15 protein-coding genes are annotated in these 19,144 nt (G+C 31.1%); 5 read left to right on the forward strand and 10 right to left on the reverse strand.

The genetic code is table 11. From position 1 onward, the window contains the following. Window positions 1-10: 10 nt before the first annotated feature. Genes BTO06_RS07210 through BTO06_RS07255 form a run of 10 tightly spaced genes read right to left on the reverse strand, consistent with a single transcriptional unit; the run spans window position 11 to window position 12,431 of the window. Window positions 11-841, reverse strand: coding sequence for a crotonase/enoyl-CoA hydratase family protein (locus BTO06_RS07210; protein WP_100924652.1), 831 nt, complete (start codon window positions 839-841; stop codon window positions 11-13). Next, window positions 838-1,926 (reverse strand): alpha/beta hydrolase, encoded by a 1,089-nt coding sequence (locus BTO06_RS07215; protein WP_100924653.1) that lies wholly within the window; start codon window positions 1,924-1,926, stop codon window positions 838-840. The genes BTO06_RS07210 and BTO06_RS07215 overlap by 4 nt, the downstream gene beginning before the upstream one ends. Next, a complete protein-coding gene (locus BTO06_RS07220) occupies window positions 1,889-2,989 on the reverse strand; it encodes a heparan-alpha-glucosaminide N-acetyltransferase domain-containing protein (protein WP_100924654.1) in 1,101 nt (366 codons plus the stop codon). Before BTO06_RS07220 ends, BTO06_RS07215 begins: the two co-directional genes overlap by 38 nt. Before the next feature lie 25 nt (window positions 2,990-3,014). Continuing rightward, a complete protein-coding gene (locus tag BTO06_RS07225) occupies window positions 3,015-3,593 on the reverse strand; it encodes a nitroreductase family protein (RefSeq protein ID WP_100924655.1) in 579 nt (192 codons plus the stop codon). Window position 3,594: 1 nt separating this feature from the next. Beyond that, complete coding sequence (locus BTO06_RS07230) at window positions 3,595-5,418, reverse strand: IucA/IucC family protein (RefSeq protein WP_100924656.1); 1,824 nt, start codon at window positions 5,416-5,418, stop codon at window positions 3,595-3,597. 1 nt (window position 5,419) lies between these two features. Next, window positions 5,420-5,995 (reverse strand): GNAT family N-acetyltransferase, encoded by a 576-nt coding sequence (locus BTO06_RS07235; RefSeq protein WP_100924657.1) that lies wholly within the window; start codon window positions 5,993-5,995, stop codon window positions 5,420-5,422. A 1-nt stretch (window position 5,996) separates the two neighbouring features. Continuing rightward, a complete protein-coding gene (locus BTO06_RS07240; protein WP_100924658.1) occupies window positions 5,997-8,408 on the reverse strand; it encodes a GNAT family N-acetyltransferase in 2,412 nt (803 codons plus the stop codon). Between the two features lie 3 nt (window positions 8,409-8,411). Beyond that, window positions 8,412-9,590 (reverse strand): MFS transporter, encoded by a 1,179-nt coding sequence (locus BTO06_RS07245; RefSeq protein ID WP_232731535.1) that lies wholly within the window; start codon window positions 9,588-9,590, stop codon window positions 8,412-8,414. Next, complete coding sequence (locus tag BTO06_RS07250; RefSeq protein ID WP_100924659.1) at window positions 9,580-10,917, reverse strand: lysine N(6)-hydroxylase/L-ornithine N(5)-oxygenase family protein; 1,338 nt, start codon at window positions 10,915-10,917, stop codon at window positions 9,580-9,582. Before BTO06_RS07250 ends, BTO06_RS07245 begins: the two co-directional genes overlap by 11 nt. After that, on the reverse strand, window positions 10,914-12,431 hold the full coding sequence (locus BTO06_RS07255) for a pyridoxal phosphate-dependent decarboxylase family protein (protein WP_100924660.1): 1,518 nt from the start codon (window positions 12,429-12,431) through the stop codon (window positions 10,914-10,916). The genes BTO06_RS07250 and BTO06_RS07255 overlap by 4 nt, the downstream gene beginning before the upstream one ends. A 934-nt stretch (window positions 12,432-13,365) precedes the next feature. Here BTO06_RS07255 and BTO06_RS07260 point away from each other — a divergent pair. From BTO06_RS07260 to BTO06_RS07280, 5 genes are all read left to right on the forward strand, one after another. Further along, entirely contained in the window at window positions 13,366-14,253 is an 888-nt protein-coding gene (locus BTO06_RS07260; RefSeq protein ID WP_100924661.1) for a bestrophin family protein, read from the forward strand. 525 nt (window positions 14,254-14,778) lie between these two features. Beyond that, window positions 14,779-15,393: a hypothetical protein gene (locus BTO06_RS07265; protein WP_100924662.1), complete on the forward strand. Its 615-nt coding sequence runs from the start codon at window positions 14,779-14,781 to the stop codon at window positions 15,391-15,393. Between the two features lie 20 nt (window positions 15,394-15,413). Further along, window positions 15,414-15,887, forward strand: a complete 474-nt coding sequence (locus BTO06_RS07270; protein ID WP_100924663.1) for a (2Fe-2S)-binding protein — start codon at window positions 15,414-15,416, stop codon at window positions 15,885-15,887. A gap of 10 nt (window positions 15,888-15,897) precedes the next feature. Further along, window positions 15,898-18,066, forward strand: a complete 2,169-nt coding sequence (locus BTO06_RS07275; RefSeq protein WP_100924664.1) for a xanthine dehydrogenase family protein molybdopterin-binding subunit — start codon at window positions 15,898-15,900, stop codon at window positions 18,064-18,066. 64 nt (window positions 18,067-18,130) lie between these two features. Continuing rightward, entirely contained in the window at window positions 18,131-19,144 is a 1,014-nt protein-coding gene (locus BTO06_RS07280; protein ID WP_100924665.1) for an XdhC family protein, read from the forward strand.

Genomic DNA, 19,144 nt, shown 5'->3' on the forward strand with positions numbered 1-19,144 from the left:
TCTAAAATATTTATTTAATTACTTTTTGTTTTAGTTTTCTATTTTGAGCATTTATAATTAACTCCATTCTCCGTAGACTTTTATTATCTAAATTTAAGCAAGCATCTACCCATATATCTGTTATATCGATTAGTTCACTTTTTTGTAAAGGGAAAACTCTTTTTAAACATTTGTGATGATTATAAATGAAATTATAACTGGTTTTATTGATATATTCAACCAGTCTATCAATTCCTCTGTTATTTTTAAATATTTGATTTACTAACCCTAGTTCTTTCATTTGAGAAGCGTCATAAATATCTCCATTATATAAAACGTCTGATGCTGTTTTGAAGTTTAGCTTTCTAAATAGAAAACTATAAGCTCCCATTCCAGGAAAAAGATTAAATTTATTTTCTGGTAAGCAGAATTTTGCATCATTATTTGCTAATATAATATCGTGAGCTGCAACACATTCGAAGCCGCCACCATATGCATTTCCTTCAACTAAAGCAATACTAATTGCAGGAAGACCAAAACTATTATAGATATTATGAATAACCTCAATACACAAATGTGCATACTCCGTTAATACCTCACGATTTTGATTTATAATATTCTCGAAAAAGAATGGTAAATCTCCTCCCATATTATAAACTTCTGGATGCATGGAAGATGAAGCTATATATTTTAGGGGATATCCATTATCAGCTAAAATCATCTTCAAGTCATTTGCAAAAGCTGTAAATTCTTTTAAACCTTCTAGTGAGAAGTTTGGGATACCATCGGATTTAATCTTCCACAACAGTAATTCATGTTCTGGATAATAATCGATATCAAAATATTTATACGTCTTTATCATTTTAGGTTATTGGTTTCGGGGGTTAAAAATGTTTCTCTAAGGAAATCACATATTTGATTTAATGCTGCCCGAGAAGGATTTGTGTCTTTCAAAGCATTTAACACAACAAAATCATGAATTGTTCCTCCATATCTTGTTGAAGTTACAGGGACTTTAGCCATTCTTAATTTTTTAGCATATGCTTCACCTTCATCTCTTAAAACATCATACTCGGCAGTTATCAATAATGTTTGAGGTAAATTTGTTAGCTCTTCGTTTGTAGCTTTTAAAGGAGCAATTTTACTTGAATAGTGCTGGCTTTTATCTGGAGCATATTGATTCCAAAACCATATCATAATGTCTCTAGAAAGATAATGTCCTTTTGAAAATTGTTCATATGATTTTGTATTGGTATTTGTATCCGTTACTGGGTTGATTAATACCTGTGAGACTAATTCAAATTCTTGTCTTTCTTTAGCCATTAAGCTGATTACAGCAGCCATGTTCCCTCCAGCACTATCTCCGCCCACACTTATTTTATTTGGATCTAGACCATGTTTATTTCCATATTTGGATAGATATAAAGCAGTTAAATACCCTTCTTCATTTGCAATTGGAAATTTAGCTTCAGGAGCTCTTGAATACTCGACAAATACAATTCCAATATTTGCTCTAAGCGCAATATCACGCATTAATCTTTTATGAGTATCAAAGCTATTATAAACCCAACCACCGCCATGAAAATAGATTAAAGCAGGTAATATTTCCTTTTGAGAATTTCTCGGTTTTACAAATACTGTTTTAACAGATTTTTGATTGATAGTTATCGTTTGTTTTTCAAAAATTATTTTATCAAAATTCAATATAGAATCTTGTTGCATTCCTTCCATAACTTTCCTTCCAATTTCCAATTCCAAATCTTGTAATGGTAGTCCCTCATAAGAATGAATGACATTCAAAAATTCTTGAACATCAGAATCTAATCCATAACTACCTGCTAGTTTTGATTGACTAGAAATTTTAATATGAAAAGCTATTAACAGTATTAAGAATAAGTGTTTTTTCATGTTAAATAGTAGCTTGTAACGTTCTCTTTTTCCTTTCATTCCTTGAAATTAAAGCTTTATTTAAAAGATAAAGTAATCCAAAAGTCCCAATGTTAATTCCAATAATAATTGAGATTACAGTCAATTCACTACACATAGAAAAACTAGTGAAAGCAAGTAGCCAATAAATTAGAACCCATTGCAGTATATAGAATTTTGTTACGTTTTTACTACAGTAGAAGAACAATTTAGAGACTAAATTATCTTTTGGCAATAATCTTTCAATGTGATAAATAATCCATAGCATAACTAGTAATACACCCATTAAACCAAGAGCCCCACCAGGACCTAAATGATAGTAATCACCAAAATGATATTCATAATTATAATCACAAAGTAATTTTCCAATGATAGCAAAAATAAGGCCTATGTATAATGATGGTAGTGCTAATCCCTTATTAACATAATTATTCTTTTCTTGATAATTTAAACCTAAGAAAAGACCTATAAGAATAAAAGCCATCCAAGGAAATAAAGGAAAGTATACATCAAAGTTATTACCCCAAACTAAGGTTAATAGGTAATCTATTACTGGAATTCCTAATTGAATACCACTTACAGTTTTTGATAACCATAGTATTGCAAGGCAAAGTATAATAATAACATATTTGTTTTTTGTTAGGAAATTATAGGATAAACCAATTAGAAATAAGGAAAGCCCTACCAATTGAAACATATCTCCTTTTAATAAATAATCCATCATTACTTTGATATTGCTCATTTCTAAGCCACTTGCCTCTACAAAACTCTGTGGGAAACCACCAAAAAATAAAATAGGAACAATAAATCGTAGAAAGTTTAATACATAACCAAGAGCAATGATGAGTAATGCCTTTTTTAGTATTCCGTTTCTATTTGATTTTTTTGAAAAAGCGAAAGATATCCCCATAGCAATAAGAAAACTAGGTGATCCTCTTTCTAAAAGTTGACCAAAGCTTCCTGTAAATGAGTTTTCCCATGTATCAACGGTAGCAAAAAGCATTAATACGTGTATTGGTATCATCATTAATACACTAAGTCCTCTTCCAAAGTCTACTACTCTAACTCTATTTTGTTTTTCCATTTAGTATCTAGTTGTTTTTCAGTAATTATGAATTTATCCAACTTAATTTCTTAGATAAAGGCTTTCTTCGTCTGTTTCCTGATTCTATATCTGCTTTAAGATGTCCCATAAAGAAAATTCCAAGAAATCTTTCTCCTTCTTCTAATCGTATACATTTACCATATTCCATTGTAGCTTCTGCGGTATCCCAATAGCAACCTAATTTTATGGCTGTACAACTCAACCACATATTCTGAATAGCACAAGATATAGCAGCTATCTCTTCCCATTCAGGAAGCTGAGCTCTTTTGCTAGGTTGAAATACTAAGGCAAGTAATGTGGCATTTTTTGCATATGATTTTGTAGTTTCATAACGCTCGTTAGAAAACTCTTCTTCTGTATATCGTTTTCTGTAATAGTCCGCCATATATTGGCCTAATTCATGTTTATGTTGACCTTCTAGAACAACAAACCGCCAGGGTTGTGTAAGTTTGTGTGTAGGAGCCCATAGAGCATTTGATACAACAGCTTCTATAGTTTCTTTACTAATTTTTTGCTCTGAAAAATCATAAGCATAAGTTGTTTTTCTTTCTTTAATTAATTGTGATAATTCTTCAAAATTCATTTTATACAGTTACTGAAATAGAGTTAGAAATTTTTCTTTCTTTTCTGAATTTAGCTAGAGGATTTTCAAGGGTCCCATCTAACTTTAGACTCTCAATAGGATCAGCTAAATTTAACATTTGTCTGGTGTTACTTAACTGTAATCTATTTAAACAACAACGGTCAAACTCATCAACAAATAAATCGTATCGTTCAAATTTTTCTTTGAGTTGAGGGAATTTATCTTGATATTCATAAATACACTCTGCTACCAGCTGCCAGAAATTATGTTCTGAAAATCCGATTTGGGTTTCTAGTTGTTCAGCCATAAATCGGAAGAAACAATCAAAAACATCGGTAAAAATTGATAATACCTTCATTGTATCTGTCGTTTCTGTGAATAATCGGTCAACATGTTCAGGTAATTCCATTTTTGTATTGAACACGATTACTTCTTCTGTAATGTCTTTCATTAGCACATAAACAGGAGTGTGCTCTTCAAGCACGATTATTATATTTTCTCCATGAGGCATGAACACAAATTCGTATTGATAAAAGCAGTGTAACAATGGTGATAAATACGCTCTTAAATAATTTTTAATCCAATTTGTAGCTCCACATGGAGAATTTTCAATTAGGGATGATAATAATGAATTATCTTCAGAATCAAGATGCAATAAAGCGGCCATTGTTAATACTCGTTGATTCGAAGATATTTTAGTAATTGGGCTTTCTCTCCAAAGTGCCGAGAGCATTTTATTATGAGGATTAGTTTTGCCCAAAACTTCATAATAGTGATTTTTATATCCTATCGTGGCGACTTCACCGAGCATTGAAAAACCATTATCCAGCAAGTATGTATCTTCTGAAAGAAGTTCGGTAATCCAAGTAGTAATTGGTGGGGTACTTTTCATATAGTAAGGAGACAATCCTCGCATGAATCCCATATTTAGAATAGATAGAGCTCCTTTTGTATATAATTTTTCTGGATTTGTTAAATTAAAAAGTGTTCGTATAGATTGTTGTGCCGAATATTCATCTTCACTTTCTCCAACAAAAACTATATTCTTCTGTGCAATATCAGCAGCAAATACATGAGTAATCTTATTTGTCCATTGCCAAGGGTGAACAGGCATGAATAGATAATTGTTTCTATCCAAATTCATGTCCTCAATTATTTGAGAAAATTCATAAACTTTTTCCTCTCCCAATTCAATACGTAAAAGACTGTCGTAATCATAATCTTTAACACCTGTGAAAGAAGCATAATTTTTATGAACTCCAATCCAAACTATATGAAAAGGTTTATTTGTTTCAGGTGCATATAAGTGATAATCATTAGTATTGAATCCAATTCTACCGTTATTGGCAACGAAACAAGGATGACCTTCAGTCATGGCATGTTCAATATCTTGAAAACTTTTATTGTATAGCTCATGTGCTAAAAATTTCTCATTAGCCAATTTGTAGGCCGCCCCGAATAATGTACTTGTAATTTCCTCTAAATATGTTCCTAAGAATTGATCAGGTATACCTAATGTTTTTCTAAACTCTGTTATAAAACACAATGCGTCTAGAGATCTGTTATATGTATTTCCATCACGTTTAGTAATACTTTTATTGTCGATATACCAATGATCTAACAGATATTTTTTAGCATTAAATTCATAAGTGAATTGCTTACAATCAGAAGTAATTCGATAACGATTCCAACCATTCTCAGATTTTAAAAATTCTGGTTTAAGTATCAGTTCATGTGAAAACTCGCTAAGAGCTTTCTTTATTAAATTACGATTTACAATTTCCCAAATGTGAGGTTGTAAATGTGATATATTAGTATCAAACATTTTAAATTTTCTTAATTGCTTCTTGGTATAATTTCTTAGTACAAAAAGCTAATGACGCTACTTTATGTGGCAATTCTATTTCTTTATGGTATACAAAGCCTGCCTTCTTGTTTAACAAATGAATTTTATTATTGTTTTTATCAGGTTCTACCACTACTCTAGTTACAAAGGACAAACTGAAGAAGTATTCCATTACAGTTCTAAAAACTTCCCAAGTAAAATTTGGTATTCTTTTTTCAACTGGCGCAACTAGAATATGCATTCCATAATCGTCATCTAGAGCTTTGTAATGAGAGGCTATAATATCTTGTGAAGCTTTATATCTCTCCATTAAAAAAATTGGTCTTTCGTTTAATAATCCTATATAAGTATGATGATAATTATTATCTTCAATTTCTTGATATGATTGTTTTACTTCATCTATAGTTTGTCCTAACATTCCCCAATATTTTGCATATGGTTTTGTGACCCAACTGAAAAGTATATCGATATCAGAATCTAATTGAATAGGTCTTATACTTATTGTACCTATTTTCTCAATTTCCCTGCTAAATACTATTTGATTCGTTGAAATCATACTATACTTCTTGATTTTTAAACTGAGCTATCGGATTTACAAGTTTTCCAGCAAATTGTAATAGAGCAACCGGATCATCTAAGTCAATCATTTGTTTATGATTGTTTAATTGTAATCTATTTAAACATGATAATTTGAAATCATCAGCAAACAAGTCATACTTTATAAATTTTTGCTCTAACTCAGGAAATTTATCTTGATATTCAGAAATATTTTCAGCAACTAATTCCCAGAATCTATTTTCACTATAGTTTGCATGTTCTTCTAAAATTGGTGATAGGAAACGGAAAAAACCGTCGAACATATCTGTAAAAATTGATAATAACTTCACATCTTCGGGAACAGGTGCATACATCCGTTTTAAATGCTCTGGTAATTCTACATCTGTACTTAAAATACAGGCTTCTTCAGTGATGTCTTTTAATAAAGCATATACTGGAATATTATCTTCTAAAACAAGAATTATATTTTCTCCATGAGGCATAAATACTAAGTCATAATAGTAGAAACAATGTAACATTGGACTTAAATATGCCTGTAAATATTTACGAATCCAGTCATCTATTGAAAGACCAGAATCTTTTATCATTTCGGGTAAAAGAGCATTACCATGATGATCAATATGTAATAAGGCTGCCATTGTAATCGGCTTTTGACTATTCTTAACTTTAGAGTATGGACTTTCTCTCCATAATGAAGCTAACATTTTGTTATAATCATTATGTGGACCAAATTCTTCAAAGTACGGATTAACATAACTTACTGAACCAATTTCACTAAGCATTCTAAATCCGTTTTCTTTAATATAAGAATCGCTATATAGTAAATTCTCCAACCAAACTGCCATCTTAGGTGCGGTTCCAAGATAATATAGAGGTAGTCCTCTCATGAATCCCATATTTAAGATTGATAGGGCAGATTTGGTATAGAATTTTTGGGGATTACTAGTATTAAATAATGTTCGAATAGATTGCTGAGCTAAATATTGATCGGGTCCATAGCCTAAGCATATCAGATCACCTTTTGCCACTTCAGGAGCAAATATATTCGCAAGTTTATTAAACCATTGCCATGGGTGAATCGGTAAAAACAAATAATCTTCAGGATTATAACCTTTTTCCTTGATGGTTGCATTGAAGTTCTCAATTGTTGCAGCAGCTAATTCCTGAAGGATTAATTTTTCATAGGGTAAACTTTCAATCGCGGCATAAACTGCTTTACTTTTATGACCAGCCAACCATAACAAAGAAAACGAGTTTCCTGCTTCTGGTGCATAAGTGCGATAATCTGTACTGTCAAATCCAATTCTTCCATTATTAGCTACAAAACCTGGGTGTCCTTCAGTCATTGATTGTTCAATAGTTTGAAAATCAGCAATAGCTAATTCTTTCGCAGTCGGATTTCCTTTGGTTATTTTGAAAGCACTACCATATAAGGTACTGATAATTTCTTCAAGATAAATAGGCATTTTTTCGTCTGCAATTCCCAATGCTTTTCTAAATTCTTTAATAAAGAAAATTGCGTCTAATTCAGCTACTTGATTGTTGATAGTTTTTCTGATCGAGTTGTCATCAATCATATAATGATTTAACGCCAAGGGCTTTGCATTAAAAAAATAAATAATGTTATTATCGTCAGCCTTTATTATAAATTCTTTGTAACCATTTTCTAAATCATTTTGAACTACTGGTTCAATTAATAACTCATGTGAAAATTCACATAATGCTTTTTTAATTAATAAACGATTAGCTTGTTCCCATGCTGTAGGCTGTATATGATGAGTTGATTGTTGTGGGGAAACCACGTTATCTATTGTGTTCATAGTACTTCTTTTTGAAGGTAAAAGAGATTTGATTTTTTGTTGATAATTTTCTCTAGTTAAAAATGCTAGCTGTGCTGTTTTATGAGGTAATTCAATAATTTTATCTAATTGAAAACCTATTCGCTGGCACAAGGCAAACATTTTTTTATTTCTTATGTCTGGCTCTACTAGAATTCTGTAGACCATAAGGTTTGTAAAAACAAAATCCATTATAGCTCTAAACATGAACCAAGTAAAATTCTCAATTTTTGTTTTTGTTGGAGGTGCAACTATAATGTGTATTCCACAATCAGTATACTTAGCCTCATAAAATTTACCAATTATATCCTTTCTAGGATCATATCTTTCTAAAACGAATGCTGGTTTATTATTATAAAGTCCTACAAAAACATTATAATGTTCGGGTTCCTGTAATTTTGTATATTCTTCTTTTACATCTTGTAAAGAAGCATTTTGCATTCCCCAAAAAACTGCATAGTCCTGAGTGACCCATGATTGCAAAAAATCAGAATCAGTTTCTATATTGAACGGTCTAATTTCAATATTTCCAAAACTTTTATATTCTTTATTAAAATTAAGATTTTCTATCATGCTCTAGTTTTTAGCTAGTTGTTTATGATGAACTCTAACAGACTTAAAAACAAAGAAATATAACAGTAGTGTTATTATGAATCCCATAAATGCGATAGTAAATGGAATTTGTAGTCCAAAGTCCTCTACAACAATTCCTACACTCAAGGAAGCTAATAAAACGCCTAAATTTTGGAAAAAGTGAATTTTACTATAATCAATAGCATAAGATTCCGGGGAACTTAATTCAAACAACAACACATCGAATTTTACTACACCTTGAAAAATTGCCCAACCATAAATAATTCTTCCTGAAATCACAAATAACTCAGAAGGTATTCCTTGCAAAAACAGTCCAATTAAAGCAATAAATAAGGCATTTATAATTCCTTTGTAACCATCACTTGTTTTTCTTCTATTATTTATCCAAAGGGCAATTAGAGCAATAAAACCAGGAATAGCATAAATTGTACCTGAAACAAGTTTAGTTTTAAAACTTGAGAAACTTTCCCAATACAGCGAGAAAAATGGTCTTATTAGAAAATCACTGAAATATAAAATTAAAGTAATAATTCCTAACTTTAGAATAAATCCTTTAGGTAAAAAACGTTCTTCTTTTGATTCTAGTTCTTCGGAAACTACTAAACCTGTTGCGTATTTTTTACTTCTTAATAAATAGATACTCATTCCCATTTGAACAAAATCTCCCAAAGCCATTATTAGAAATATATTTCTAGGATCAATTAAATCTACTGTCAATCCGCCAATAACAGCGCCAAGAATTCCTCCTAAATGGACAACTACTGATAAAAGACCAATTGTACTTGGATGTTCCTCTTTAGTGATAATTTTTAATATATAGGGATACACCAATAAATAACTACCCTTAAAAATCACCATGATTAATGAAATAATCCAAAAAGCTATATATGATTCTGTATAAAAACAAAGTAAAGCTAGAATTCCTGCTACAAACTGTGTATAAACCAAAATATTTAATTCTGACACTTTTTTTGAAACATATGCCCAAAACGGAAATGCAATCATTACCATGAAACAAATTGCAGCAAAATAATAACCTACCAATTCAGGATTCTCTATCCCAAAACGTAATTCAAAAAATTGAGGATAAAATGGATGCAATAGATAATCGCTAACTACAGCAACCAACGTCATAACTATTAAAAAAGTTTTAAGTTTCATATTCATTTAAAATAGTTACTGGTATTTCTTCATCTTCATGAACTTCAAATTGTTGAAAAGCAATTTTTTGTTCGATTGGATAATGTTCAACTCCAGTAAGTTCTTTGATAATATAAGAGTTCCTATAAGCCGCCATTCCTAAATCTGGAGTCACAAAACCATGTGTATGTAACTCAGCGTTTTGAACAAATATTTCTTTGTTTGAAATATCAATACTGTAGTTTCTTCCTACATCGAAGCGTTCCCTAGAATCCCATTTAATCCTATCTAAAATTCCATCAACAAAATCAGGAAGTTGATAAGTATATCCAGTTGCTAAAACTAAACCTTGAGTTATATGTCTGAAATACTTGTCTTGCTCAATTTGATGTAAATCCAACTGAATCGAATCCTCTAATAATTGTGTTTTAATTAATTCAGAATTAGTACGGAGTGATACCTTCAATGGGACTTTATTAGTAACTCTCTTTGTATATAACGTATCATGAATTGCAGCAATTAAATCGCTGTTAATTCCTTTATATAAATGCTTTTGATTTTTAATTAAATCATCTCTTTTCTCGTCAGGTAAATTATAGAAATAGTCTACATATTCAGGTGATGTCATTTCTAAAGTCAACTTAGAATATTCAAGCGGGAAAAATCTAGGTGAACGTGTAATCCAATTTAGTTCATATCCTCTCGAATCTGCCTCTTGTAATAAATCATAAAATATCTCTGCTGCACTTTGTCCACTTCCTAAAACTGTAATTTTCTTTTGCTTCTGCAACTCTTCTTTAAAATCTAAATATTGAGAAGAATGGATAGCTTTTTCTTTCAATTTCTTGCAAGATTCAGGAATATATGGAGGTGTTCCAGTACCAAATACCAGCTTCTTTGACTTATAAATTTTAATTTCTTGAGTTTTTGTACAATTGCTGGTTACGATATAAAAACCACTTTCTTCTTCGTAATCAATATGAATTACCTCCGTATTGAAATAAACATTAGATAACTTTTCAATAGCCCATTGACAATACTGATTGTATTCATTACGCAATAACAGAAAGTTTTCACGGATATAAAAAGAATACATTGTCCCCCGCTCTTTTATATAGTTCAAAAAACTAAATTTATTGGTAGGATCTGCCAAGGTTACCAAATCAGCCATAAACGGAATTTGTAATGTTGTGTTTTCCAGCAACATTCCTGGGTGCCAATCAAAACTTTCTTTTTTGTCTAGAAAAATTCCATTTAAATTTTCTATAGGTTCTGTTAAACAAGCTAATCCTAAATTAAAAGGACCAACTCCAATTGCAATAAAATCAGCTACATTGTTCTGCTTCATAATGCTTCAGTTTTAGGTTGATAAAGTCTACCTGTTTTTTCAATCATATCTACAATATTCAATAAATTGTTAATAGTGTTTTTTGGGTTTAACAATGTGAACTTTAAATAGATATTTCCATTTAATTTAGTACTTGCAATAGATGCTTTTCCAGTTTTATATAAAGTATTTTTTATATGTAGATTCACTTCATTATGCGTAGGTTCATGATCGGCTTCGGAGTTTTTGTATCTGAAAACAACTGTACTTAATTCAGGAACATGTGCTAATTCAAAATTTGGGTTACTAAGCATTTTATTATACACCTGTTTTGCTAAATGATGTACTTCTTCTAAGTAAGAAGCAATAGTTTTTGTTCCTAATGTTTTTAATGTTAACCAAACTTTTAAAGCATCAAACCGTCTTGTGGTTTGAATAGACTTTTCAATTAAATTAGGTCTTTCTGAATCTTTATCTTCTAAAGGATTTAAATAGTCTGCATAGTAAGAAACATACTGAAAATGTTTTTTGTTCCTTGCTAAAAACGCACTACAACTTACCGGTTGGAATAATGTTTTATGAAAATCTATGGTGATAGAATCTGCATATTCAACTCCATCAAAATAGTGATTATGAGTCTCTGTTAATACATAACAACCACCATAAGCTCCATCAACATGCAACCAAAGATCTTGTTCTTTTGCAATTTTCCCTATCGTTTTTATTGGATCAAAACTTCCGTAATCCGTTGTTCCTAAAGTAGCTACAACCGCAATTGGAATATTTCCCTCCTGTTTGGTTTTTTCTATAGCAAGAACTAATTCCTCAGTATCCATGCGCATTCTGCTATCAACTTTTATAGGAACAACTGCGTCATATCCCATACCTAAAAGTGCGGCATTTTTCTTTATACTAAAATGTGATTTTTCAGAACAAAAGAATCTAAACTTACTTACTTGTTCTGACCATCCATTTTGTTTAATGTTGATTCCAAATTTTTCGAAGGCATAATGATCTCTTGCCATTAATAATGCCATAAAGTTTGATTGAGTACCACCACTAGTAAAAACACCATCTGAATATTCATCAAATTTGAACTCATTACAAATCCAACGAATTACTTCTTGCTCTATAAAAGTTGCCGAAGTGCTTTGATCCCAAGTTTCAACTGCCGTATTAACAGTTGTCGCAATTAATTCTGCAACAATTGAAGGTAGGGTAATTGGACAATTTAAGTGAGCAACATAATTAGGATTATGGAATGCAATTGCATTTTCTAAGTACAACTCATTTAATTCTTCTAATGCTTTATGAATTGGACTGGAAGAATTGATATCTGTTAATCTTGCTTTCTTCTTATTTCTCCTGATTTCCTCAATATCATCACCTTTGTAAAACTTTCGCTTTGCCAAATATTTTTGGACATAAATTAATGTTTTGGAAATATACTCTTCATATAATGCAAGAGATTCATCATTAAATAAGTAACTATTTAGTGATAATTCTTTAAAAGGAGGAGCTTCGTTTATAATCATTATTTTTATTTAGTCTTAATAATGACACAAAATTAAAACTAGATGAAACATTCTAAATGACGTAAATTGGATAAAAAAAGACGAGCTTTAAAGTATGCTAATATTCCTTTAATTCCAGCTGTAATATGAGTAATAAAATAAGCTAATGTTAATGGTATAATTATATCTCAATTAACAACCCTTCATAGAAAAAATCATTTTTATACTATTTAGCACAATTTATTATCAAAAAAATACGGAATATGAGCATTGAATCTACCATTAAATGGAAAATTTGAAGCTCTTTAACTAAATATAGTTTTTAGTTTTGATTCTATCTACTTTGATTTAAACACCAACATAAATTATCCAAAAAAACAATTCCCAATTAAATATCAAATGTGGCAGCCCTTGAATTAACTACAAACTTTTAGTTGGATTTATAGCTATTTTAGAATACAATGAATTTCAAACCGATATAATGATTTTTTCTCAGGAATATAATTGCTATTAAACTAGTCTACAATTCCATTTCTAAATAATAAGTGATCTACATTTTAATATGGCTACATTTTCGGTTAACATTTTTTCACTTCATACGGAATGAAAAATACTTTTTGACTAGAAAATTTTTAAATGTACATTTTAACCCTCTTTTAATGGTTTTTAAATTTAATGGCATAACTCTACATTTTATTTTTTTTCTTCTACTTATTAGAAATAAATATATAATCAAGTTAGAAACTAAAAGAGTCAGATTAAGTTCTTACGTATTGTAAATGAATTTTTCTTTGAAAACTAGTTATGTGTAATTAAAACGATTCTTATAGTCAAAAGCAAACCAATTTTATCCTCTCTTATATTGCGCTACAATGTTATAGGTTATCAACAAAAATTTTCTATTCAAAACAAATTTGATTTTACTACATTTAGCATCAACAATTTATTTAACATTATGATTTTAGAAAAGAGAGTACCCTTAAAATATTGGTTTAACCTTATTAAATGGGATATAGTTTTAGTTGCTTGTTTTGTATCAGCTAGTTATGTGCTAGAACAACAATATTTAAAAATTGAATTACCTTTATCTTTTAGTGGATTTTTAGGCACATCAATTACTCTTTTACTTTCTTTTAAATTAAGTCAATCTTATGATCGATGGTGGGAAGCACGAAAAATTTGGGGAGCAATTGTAAATGATTCAAGGTCTTTTGTTACTCAATTATTAAATTACACAAATCAGAATGCGAAAGCTACAGTTACGAAAATGGCATTAAGACAAATAGCTTGGTGTTATTTGTTTGCTGATAATTTGCGAGAAAAAGATCCAGAAAACTCAATTGTAAAATATGTTCCTGAAGATGAAAAAGACATTTTACGTGGTCATAATCACCTTCCTCTTTCTATTCTTAACAAGCATTCTAATGACCTTAATAATCTTCACAAAAACGGCAATTTAAACGACTTTCAACAAATGCAAATCGATAGTACTATTGTCAGATTATGTGAATCAATGGGAAAAGCGGAAAGAATAAAAAAAACAATTTTCCCAAAAACATATAGACTTACATTAAGATTCTTCATCTTTGTCTTTTTGTTTCTTTTATCGTTGTCTTTTATGAATTTCAAAATGTGGATTGGAATTCCTGTTCTAATCGTAATTTCAATTCCTTTTTTGCTGTTAGAAAAAATTGCAAAAAATGTTCAAGATCCATTTAGTAATCGACCTACAGATTGTCCAATCGGCTCTATTTCAAAAACTATTGAACTAAATATAAAAGAATTAATTGAAAATAAAGAAACTTCAATTTCCGAAGATAGTAACTCTTTCTATGAAATGTAAAGGATAAATTTCATGTTTTTCGACAAGTTTATGTTGTTTTCTTGTATCATTCATGTTTTATTATATGGATTAAATTGTTCATAACCACTTGGCTGTCTCTTGTGAAACAAATTACTTATAGTATCACAAATTTGTTATCCTAATTATAGAATATCATTTGTCCCAACATGAAGACTATATACAGATATTGCTTAGAACAATATAAAATTATAAAAGGAAATATACTGAACCTAAATATTGTACATCTCGGACCAACTAAAAAGAAATTGATAAATAAGTTGGATTTTTCTTCACTAATTATTTTAATCAAAGATTAGAAATAGAAGTACAGTATAAAATCAAAAAATATCATCTAATCATTTTCAAATATCAACTACAGAAATGTAGGAGGAATTGATACAGTTGGAAATATCATTATTTTACATAACGATTTCTTTTCACAAAATTGAACGATTTCAAACAACTAACTCAAACAACTGATTTAAAGTAATTTTTGTATTTTTAAGTATCAACTACAACCTACTTATGAGGAAATCAGTAAAATTACTTGTAATACCTTTATTACTTCTTACTGGAATAATTTTAGCTTCTAATTTAAACAACTCGCCAGTATATGTTCTTGTTTCAAAAGAAATAGCTTCTTCAAAAAACAACAATGACAATTACACTAAAATGATGGACGTATTAATGAGTCCTCGATGCGTTAATTGTCACCCAAATGATAATATTCCAAAACAAGGAGATGATGCACATCCTCATTATTTTGGCATGTCTCGTGGAGAAAATAATTTAGGATATCAAGCAACAAAATGTACTACTTGTCACCAATCAGAAAATAATAATTATTCAGGAGTTCCTGGTGCTCCAGGATGGTCATTAGCTCCAGAAAGTATGAAATGGGAAGGCGTAACTAGAAATGAGATTGCAGAATCAATGCTAGATCCTAAACGAAATGGAGGAAGAAATCATGAAGAATTAATGCATCATTTAACCGAACACGAATTAGTTCTTTGGGCTTGGGAGCCAGGTATACGTGCCGATGGAACTAAAAGAAATCCTCCTCCTGTTCCTGTGGATGAATATATAAAAGCTGTAAAACAATGGTTTAAAGACGGAGCCATAATTCCATCTAATCCATAATAATGACTAAATCCCTTTTTATGAGAATTTCATTTGAAATAAATAATCAACCTACTTCTATCGATATTGAAGATGGCAACACACCTTTACTTTGGGTAATTAGAGATGTTCTAGATTTAAAAGGAACTAAATTTGGCTGTGGTAAAGCGGCTTGTGGAGCTTGTACAATTATGATTAATGGTGAAGAAATTCGTTCATGTTCTTATGCGGTAAAATTTGCAGAAGGAAAAAAAGTAATAACTATTGAAGGTTTAGGAACACCTCAAAATCCGCATCCTGTTCAACAAGCCTGGATTGAAAAAGTAGTTCCTCAATGTGGCTATTGTCAACCTGGTTTCATGATGGCTACAGCAGCATTATTAGAAAAAGTTCCAAACCCAACAGACGAAGATATCGACCAAAATATAATTAATGTTTGTCGTTGTGCAACGTATTATCGAATGAGAAAAGCAATACATCGTGCAGCCGAAATAAAGAACACGATTACCAACTAATTTTTCGATTATGAGTAATACAAAACAACAAAACAAAGGAATTTCTCGTCGTAAATTTTTAGTTCGTGGTGGTTTAGGAACATTAGGAGTTTTGGCAGTTGGGACTTATGTTTTAAGAAACCCTTTAAGAAGATCTATTCTTGAAATGACTGAAACTATTCCTCCTTCGTATATTGGAAGCGGAACAAAACCTAACCTATGGTTTGAGTTAACAAAAGAAAATAAAGTTATTTTTCATTCGCCAAAAGTTGAAATGGGACAAGGTTCCTTTACAAGTTTTGCACAAATGATTGCGGATGAAATGGATGTAGCCATAAATCAAATCGAGGTGATCGGAGCAGCCACGAAGACAGGTGTTATTGATGCCTTAAGTACAGGTGGAAGTTTATCTGTCGGAGGACTCTGGAAACCTTTGCGTGAATTGTCAGCAACAATGCGAGAAATGTTAAAAATTGAAGCAGCTAAAAAGTTAGATGTAAATCCTTCTACCTTAACCACTAAAAATGGAATTGTTTCCGGCGGAGGTAAATCAATGACTTATGCTGAAATTGCTGAAGGTGTTATGGAATGGATCGTTCCAGACACTCCAAATTTAAAACCTATGAAAGACTACAAGTTCATAGGAAAGCCAATTCGTAGAATTGACTTAAATGCAAAGGTTTTTGGAGATCCTATTTTTGGTTTAGATGCTGAAATGCCAAATATGTTGCATGCTACAATAATTCGTTCCAATACTGTTGGAGCTAAATTCAAAAGCGCTAGTACAAATAAGGCAGAAAATATGCCAGGTGTCGTGAAAATTGTTCAAATAGATGATTGGGTTGGCGTAGTGGCAAAAAGTTATCCGCAAGCTTTAGCAGCTAAATTTGAAATTGACGTAGAATGGGATATATCTAAAAAGTGGACTGAAGAAGAAATTCGTGGATTATTACAAGTCGGTAAAGGTGACGAAATGATAACCCAAAAACAAGGAAATGCACTTGACCCAAATGATGATTCCACAGTTTCCATAGCATTTACAAGTCCTATTGGAGCTCACGCACAAATTGAACCCAACGGTGCTCTTGCAGATTATAATGATGGGAATATATCTATTATACTTTCTACACAAGTTCCAGGTAAAACCCAAGAATATGTTGCGAAAGCCTTAGGTGTTGATAAAGAAAAAGTGAATGTTGTTCCTACTTACTTAGGCGGTGGATTTGGTAGGCGATTAAATACAAATCATGCGATTCAAGCTGTTCAATTATCAAAAGAAGTAGGAAAACCTGTTAAATACATTTTCACAAGGAAAGAAGAGTTTCAAAATGATTTATTTAGACCTCCTACTCATCATGTAATGCGTGGTAAACTAAATTCTGAAGGCTTCTTAGATAGTTTAGAACATCATTATGCAAGTGGAGATGTTGCTACAGGATCTATTCTATTTCCAAATGCTGTCAATTCAATCTTAGGAACAGATATCGGTGCAATGCGAGGTGGTAATATTATGTATGATAAAATTCCAAATCATAGAGCAGTTCAGTGGCATACAACCTTACCGTTTGCAACAAGTTGGTGGAGAAGTTTGGGTTTATTGGCGAATACTTTTGCAATTGAAAGTTTTGTTGATGAAATGGCTATTAAATCAGGAAAAAATCCAGTTGAATTTCGATTAGCTAGTATTAGCAACGAGGGAAATCAAAAACGACTATATGATATTATTAAACTTGCGGCTGAAAAAGGCAACTATAATGATAAACCTTCAAATGGAATCGCTAAAGGATTCGCAGCGTCTACAGATGCAAATTCGCCTTCTGCCCATGTTGTGGAAGTTTCAATAGAAAATAGTCAAATTAAAGTTCACAAAGTTGTTTGTGCTTTCGATTGTGGTGTAACCGTAAATCCAGATCAAGTAAAAGCACAATGTGAAGGATCTATAATTATGGGAATGAGCGGTGCTATGTTTGAAAAAATGACTCTTGAAAATGGTCAACTCTCTCCGACGATCTACGGTCCTTATGATATGGCTTTAATGAAACATGCTCCAAAAGAAATTGATATTCATTTTATACAAGGAGTAGATATTCCATTACCAGTTGGAGAACCACCAATGGGACCAATTGGCGCAGCTGTAGCTAATGCAGTTAGAAGACTAACTGGGAAAAGATTAACAGATCTTCCTTTAAAATTATCTTAGTTTTATGTATTTTTCTACTTAGATTACAAAATAGAAAACTCAATTCTAAAGAAAATAAATCATTTTGACACACGAATTTAAAAACATTGTAAATCAAGCAATAACAAATCAAAACAAAGGAATTAAGAATGTTTTGGCTACCGTTGTATATCTAGAAGGTTCCTCCTACAGAAAACCTGGAGTTAGAATGTTGTTATCTTCTGATGGAAAAATGGTTGGCGCCGTTAGTGGCGGCTGTGTTGAAAAGGAAGTGCAAAGAAGAGCTAAATCAGTATTTGAAACAAGTAATTCAAAAGTAATCACCTATGATGGTCGTTATCGATTAGGATGTGAAGGAATCTTATACATTCTTTTAGAACCATTTCATCTATCTCCAGAGTTTTTCGAGGATTTTGAAGTTTCGTTAAAAAATAGAGATCCTTTTCAAATAGATTCATCTTTTAAAAAAGAAGATGAGTACATTTTTAATATCGGTTCTATGATAAAATTAAAAAATAACTCGTACTCCTTCTCTCCTAGTCTAAATGAAGAAACTTTTGACACACATGAAATATTTCAGCAAACTTTACAACCTTGTTTCAGATTATTAATAATTGGAGGAGAACATGATGCTGTAAAACTTTGTGCTTCTGCAAGCTTATTAGGTTGGGAAGTAGATGTGATTACTTCGGAAAAAGACCCAAAACAACTCACTGATTTTCCTGGTGCAAATTCTATTATTGCAGTTTCTCCTGAAATTGCAGAATTGTCAGTTGATAATGAAACAGCTGTAGTTTTGATGAATCATAATTACGTAAAGGACTTAAAGTATCTTATAAAACTTGAACCCTTACATCCATTTTATATAGGAATTTTAGGATCTGCGAAAAGAAGAGAACAATTACAAAATGAATTATTTCATTATACTACAGACCTGTCAGAAAAGTTTTTAGATACGATTTATAGTCCAGCAGGATTAAATATTGGAGCAATTACCCCAGAAGAAATTGCATTATCTATTTTATCAGAAATATTAGCAATAACAAGGAAGAAAACTCCTGTTTCATTGCGAACTTTAACGGGTAAAATTCACGCGTAA

The sequence above is a fragment of the Tenacibaculum sp. SZ-18 genome (genome assembly GCF_002813915.1).
Taxonomy (GTDB): Bacteria; Bacteroidota; Bacteroidia; order Flavobacteriales; family Flavobacteriaceae; genus Polaribacter.

Bases quoted from the DNA above. Each gene is read 5' to 3' on its own strand.
- BTO06_RS07210 (WP_100924652.1), bottom strand. From the start codon at position 841: ATGATAAAGACGTATAAATATTTTGATATCGATTATTATCCAGAACAT.
- BTO06_RS07215 (WP_100924653.1), bottom strand. From the start codon at position 1,926: ATGAAAGGAAAAAGAGAACGTTACAAGCTACTATTTAACATGAAAAAA.
- BTO06_RS07220 (WP_100924654.1), bottom strand. From the start codon at position 2,989: ATGGAAAAACAAAATAGAGTTAGAGTAGTAGACTTTGGAAGAGGACTT.
- BTO06_RS07225 (WP_100924655.1), bottom strand. From the start codon at position 3,593: ATGAATTTTGAAGAATTATCACAATTAATTAAAGAAAGAAAAACAACT.
- BTO06_RS07230 (WP_100924656.1), bottom strand. From the start codon at position 5,418: ATGTTTGATACTAATATATCACATTTACAACCTCACATTTGGGAAATT.
- BTO06_RS07235 (WP_100924657.1), bottom strand. From the start codon at position 5,995: ATGATTTCAACGAATCAAATAGTATTTAGCAGGGAAATTGAGAAAATA.
- BTO06_RS07240 (WP_100924658.1), bottom strand. From the start codon at position 8,408: ATGATAGAAAATCTTAATTTTAATAAAGAATATAAAAGTTTTGGAAAT.
- BTO06_RS07245 (WP_232731535.1), bottom strand. From the start codon at position 9,590: ATGAAACTTAAAACTTTTTTAATAGTTATGACGTTGGTTGCTGTAGTT.
- BTO06_RS07250 (WP_100924659.1), bottom strand. From the start codon at position 10,917: ATGAAGCAGAACAATGTAGCTGATTTTATTGCAATTGGAGTTGGTCCT.
- BTO06_RS07255 (WP_100924660.1), bottom strand. From the start codon at position 12,431: ATGATTATAAACGAAGCTCCTCCTTTTAAAGAATTATCACTAAATAGT.
- BTO06_RS07260 (WP_100924661.1), top strand. From the start codon at position 13,366: ATGATTTTAGAAAAGAGAGTACCCTTAAAATATTGGTTTAACCTTATT.
- BTO06_RS07265 (WP_100924662.1), top strand. From the start codon at position 14,779: ATGAGGAAATCAGTAAAATTACTTGTAATACCTTTATTACTTCTTACT.
- BTO06_RS07270 (WP_100924663.1), top strand. From the start codon at position 15,414: ATGAGAATTTCATTTGAAATAAATAATCAACCTACTTCTATCGATATT.
- BTO06_RS07275 (WP_100924664.1), top strand. From the start codon at position 15,898: ATGAGTAATACAAAACAACAAAACAAAGGAATTTCTCGTCGTAAATTT.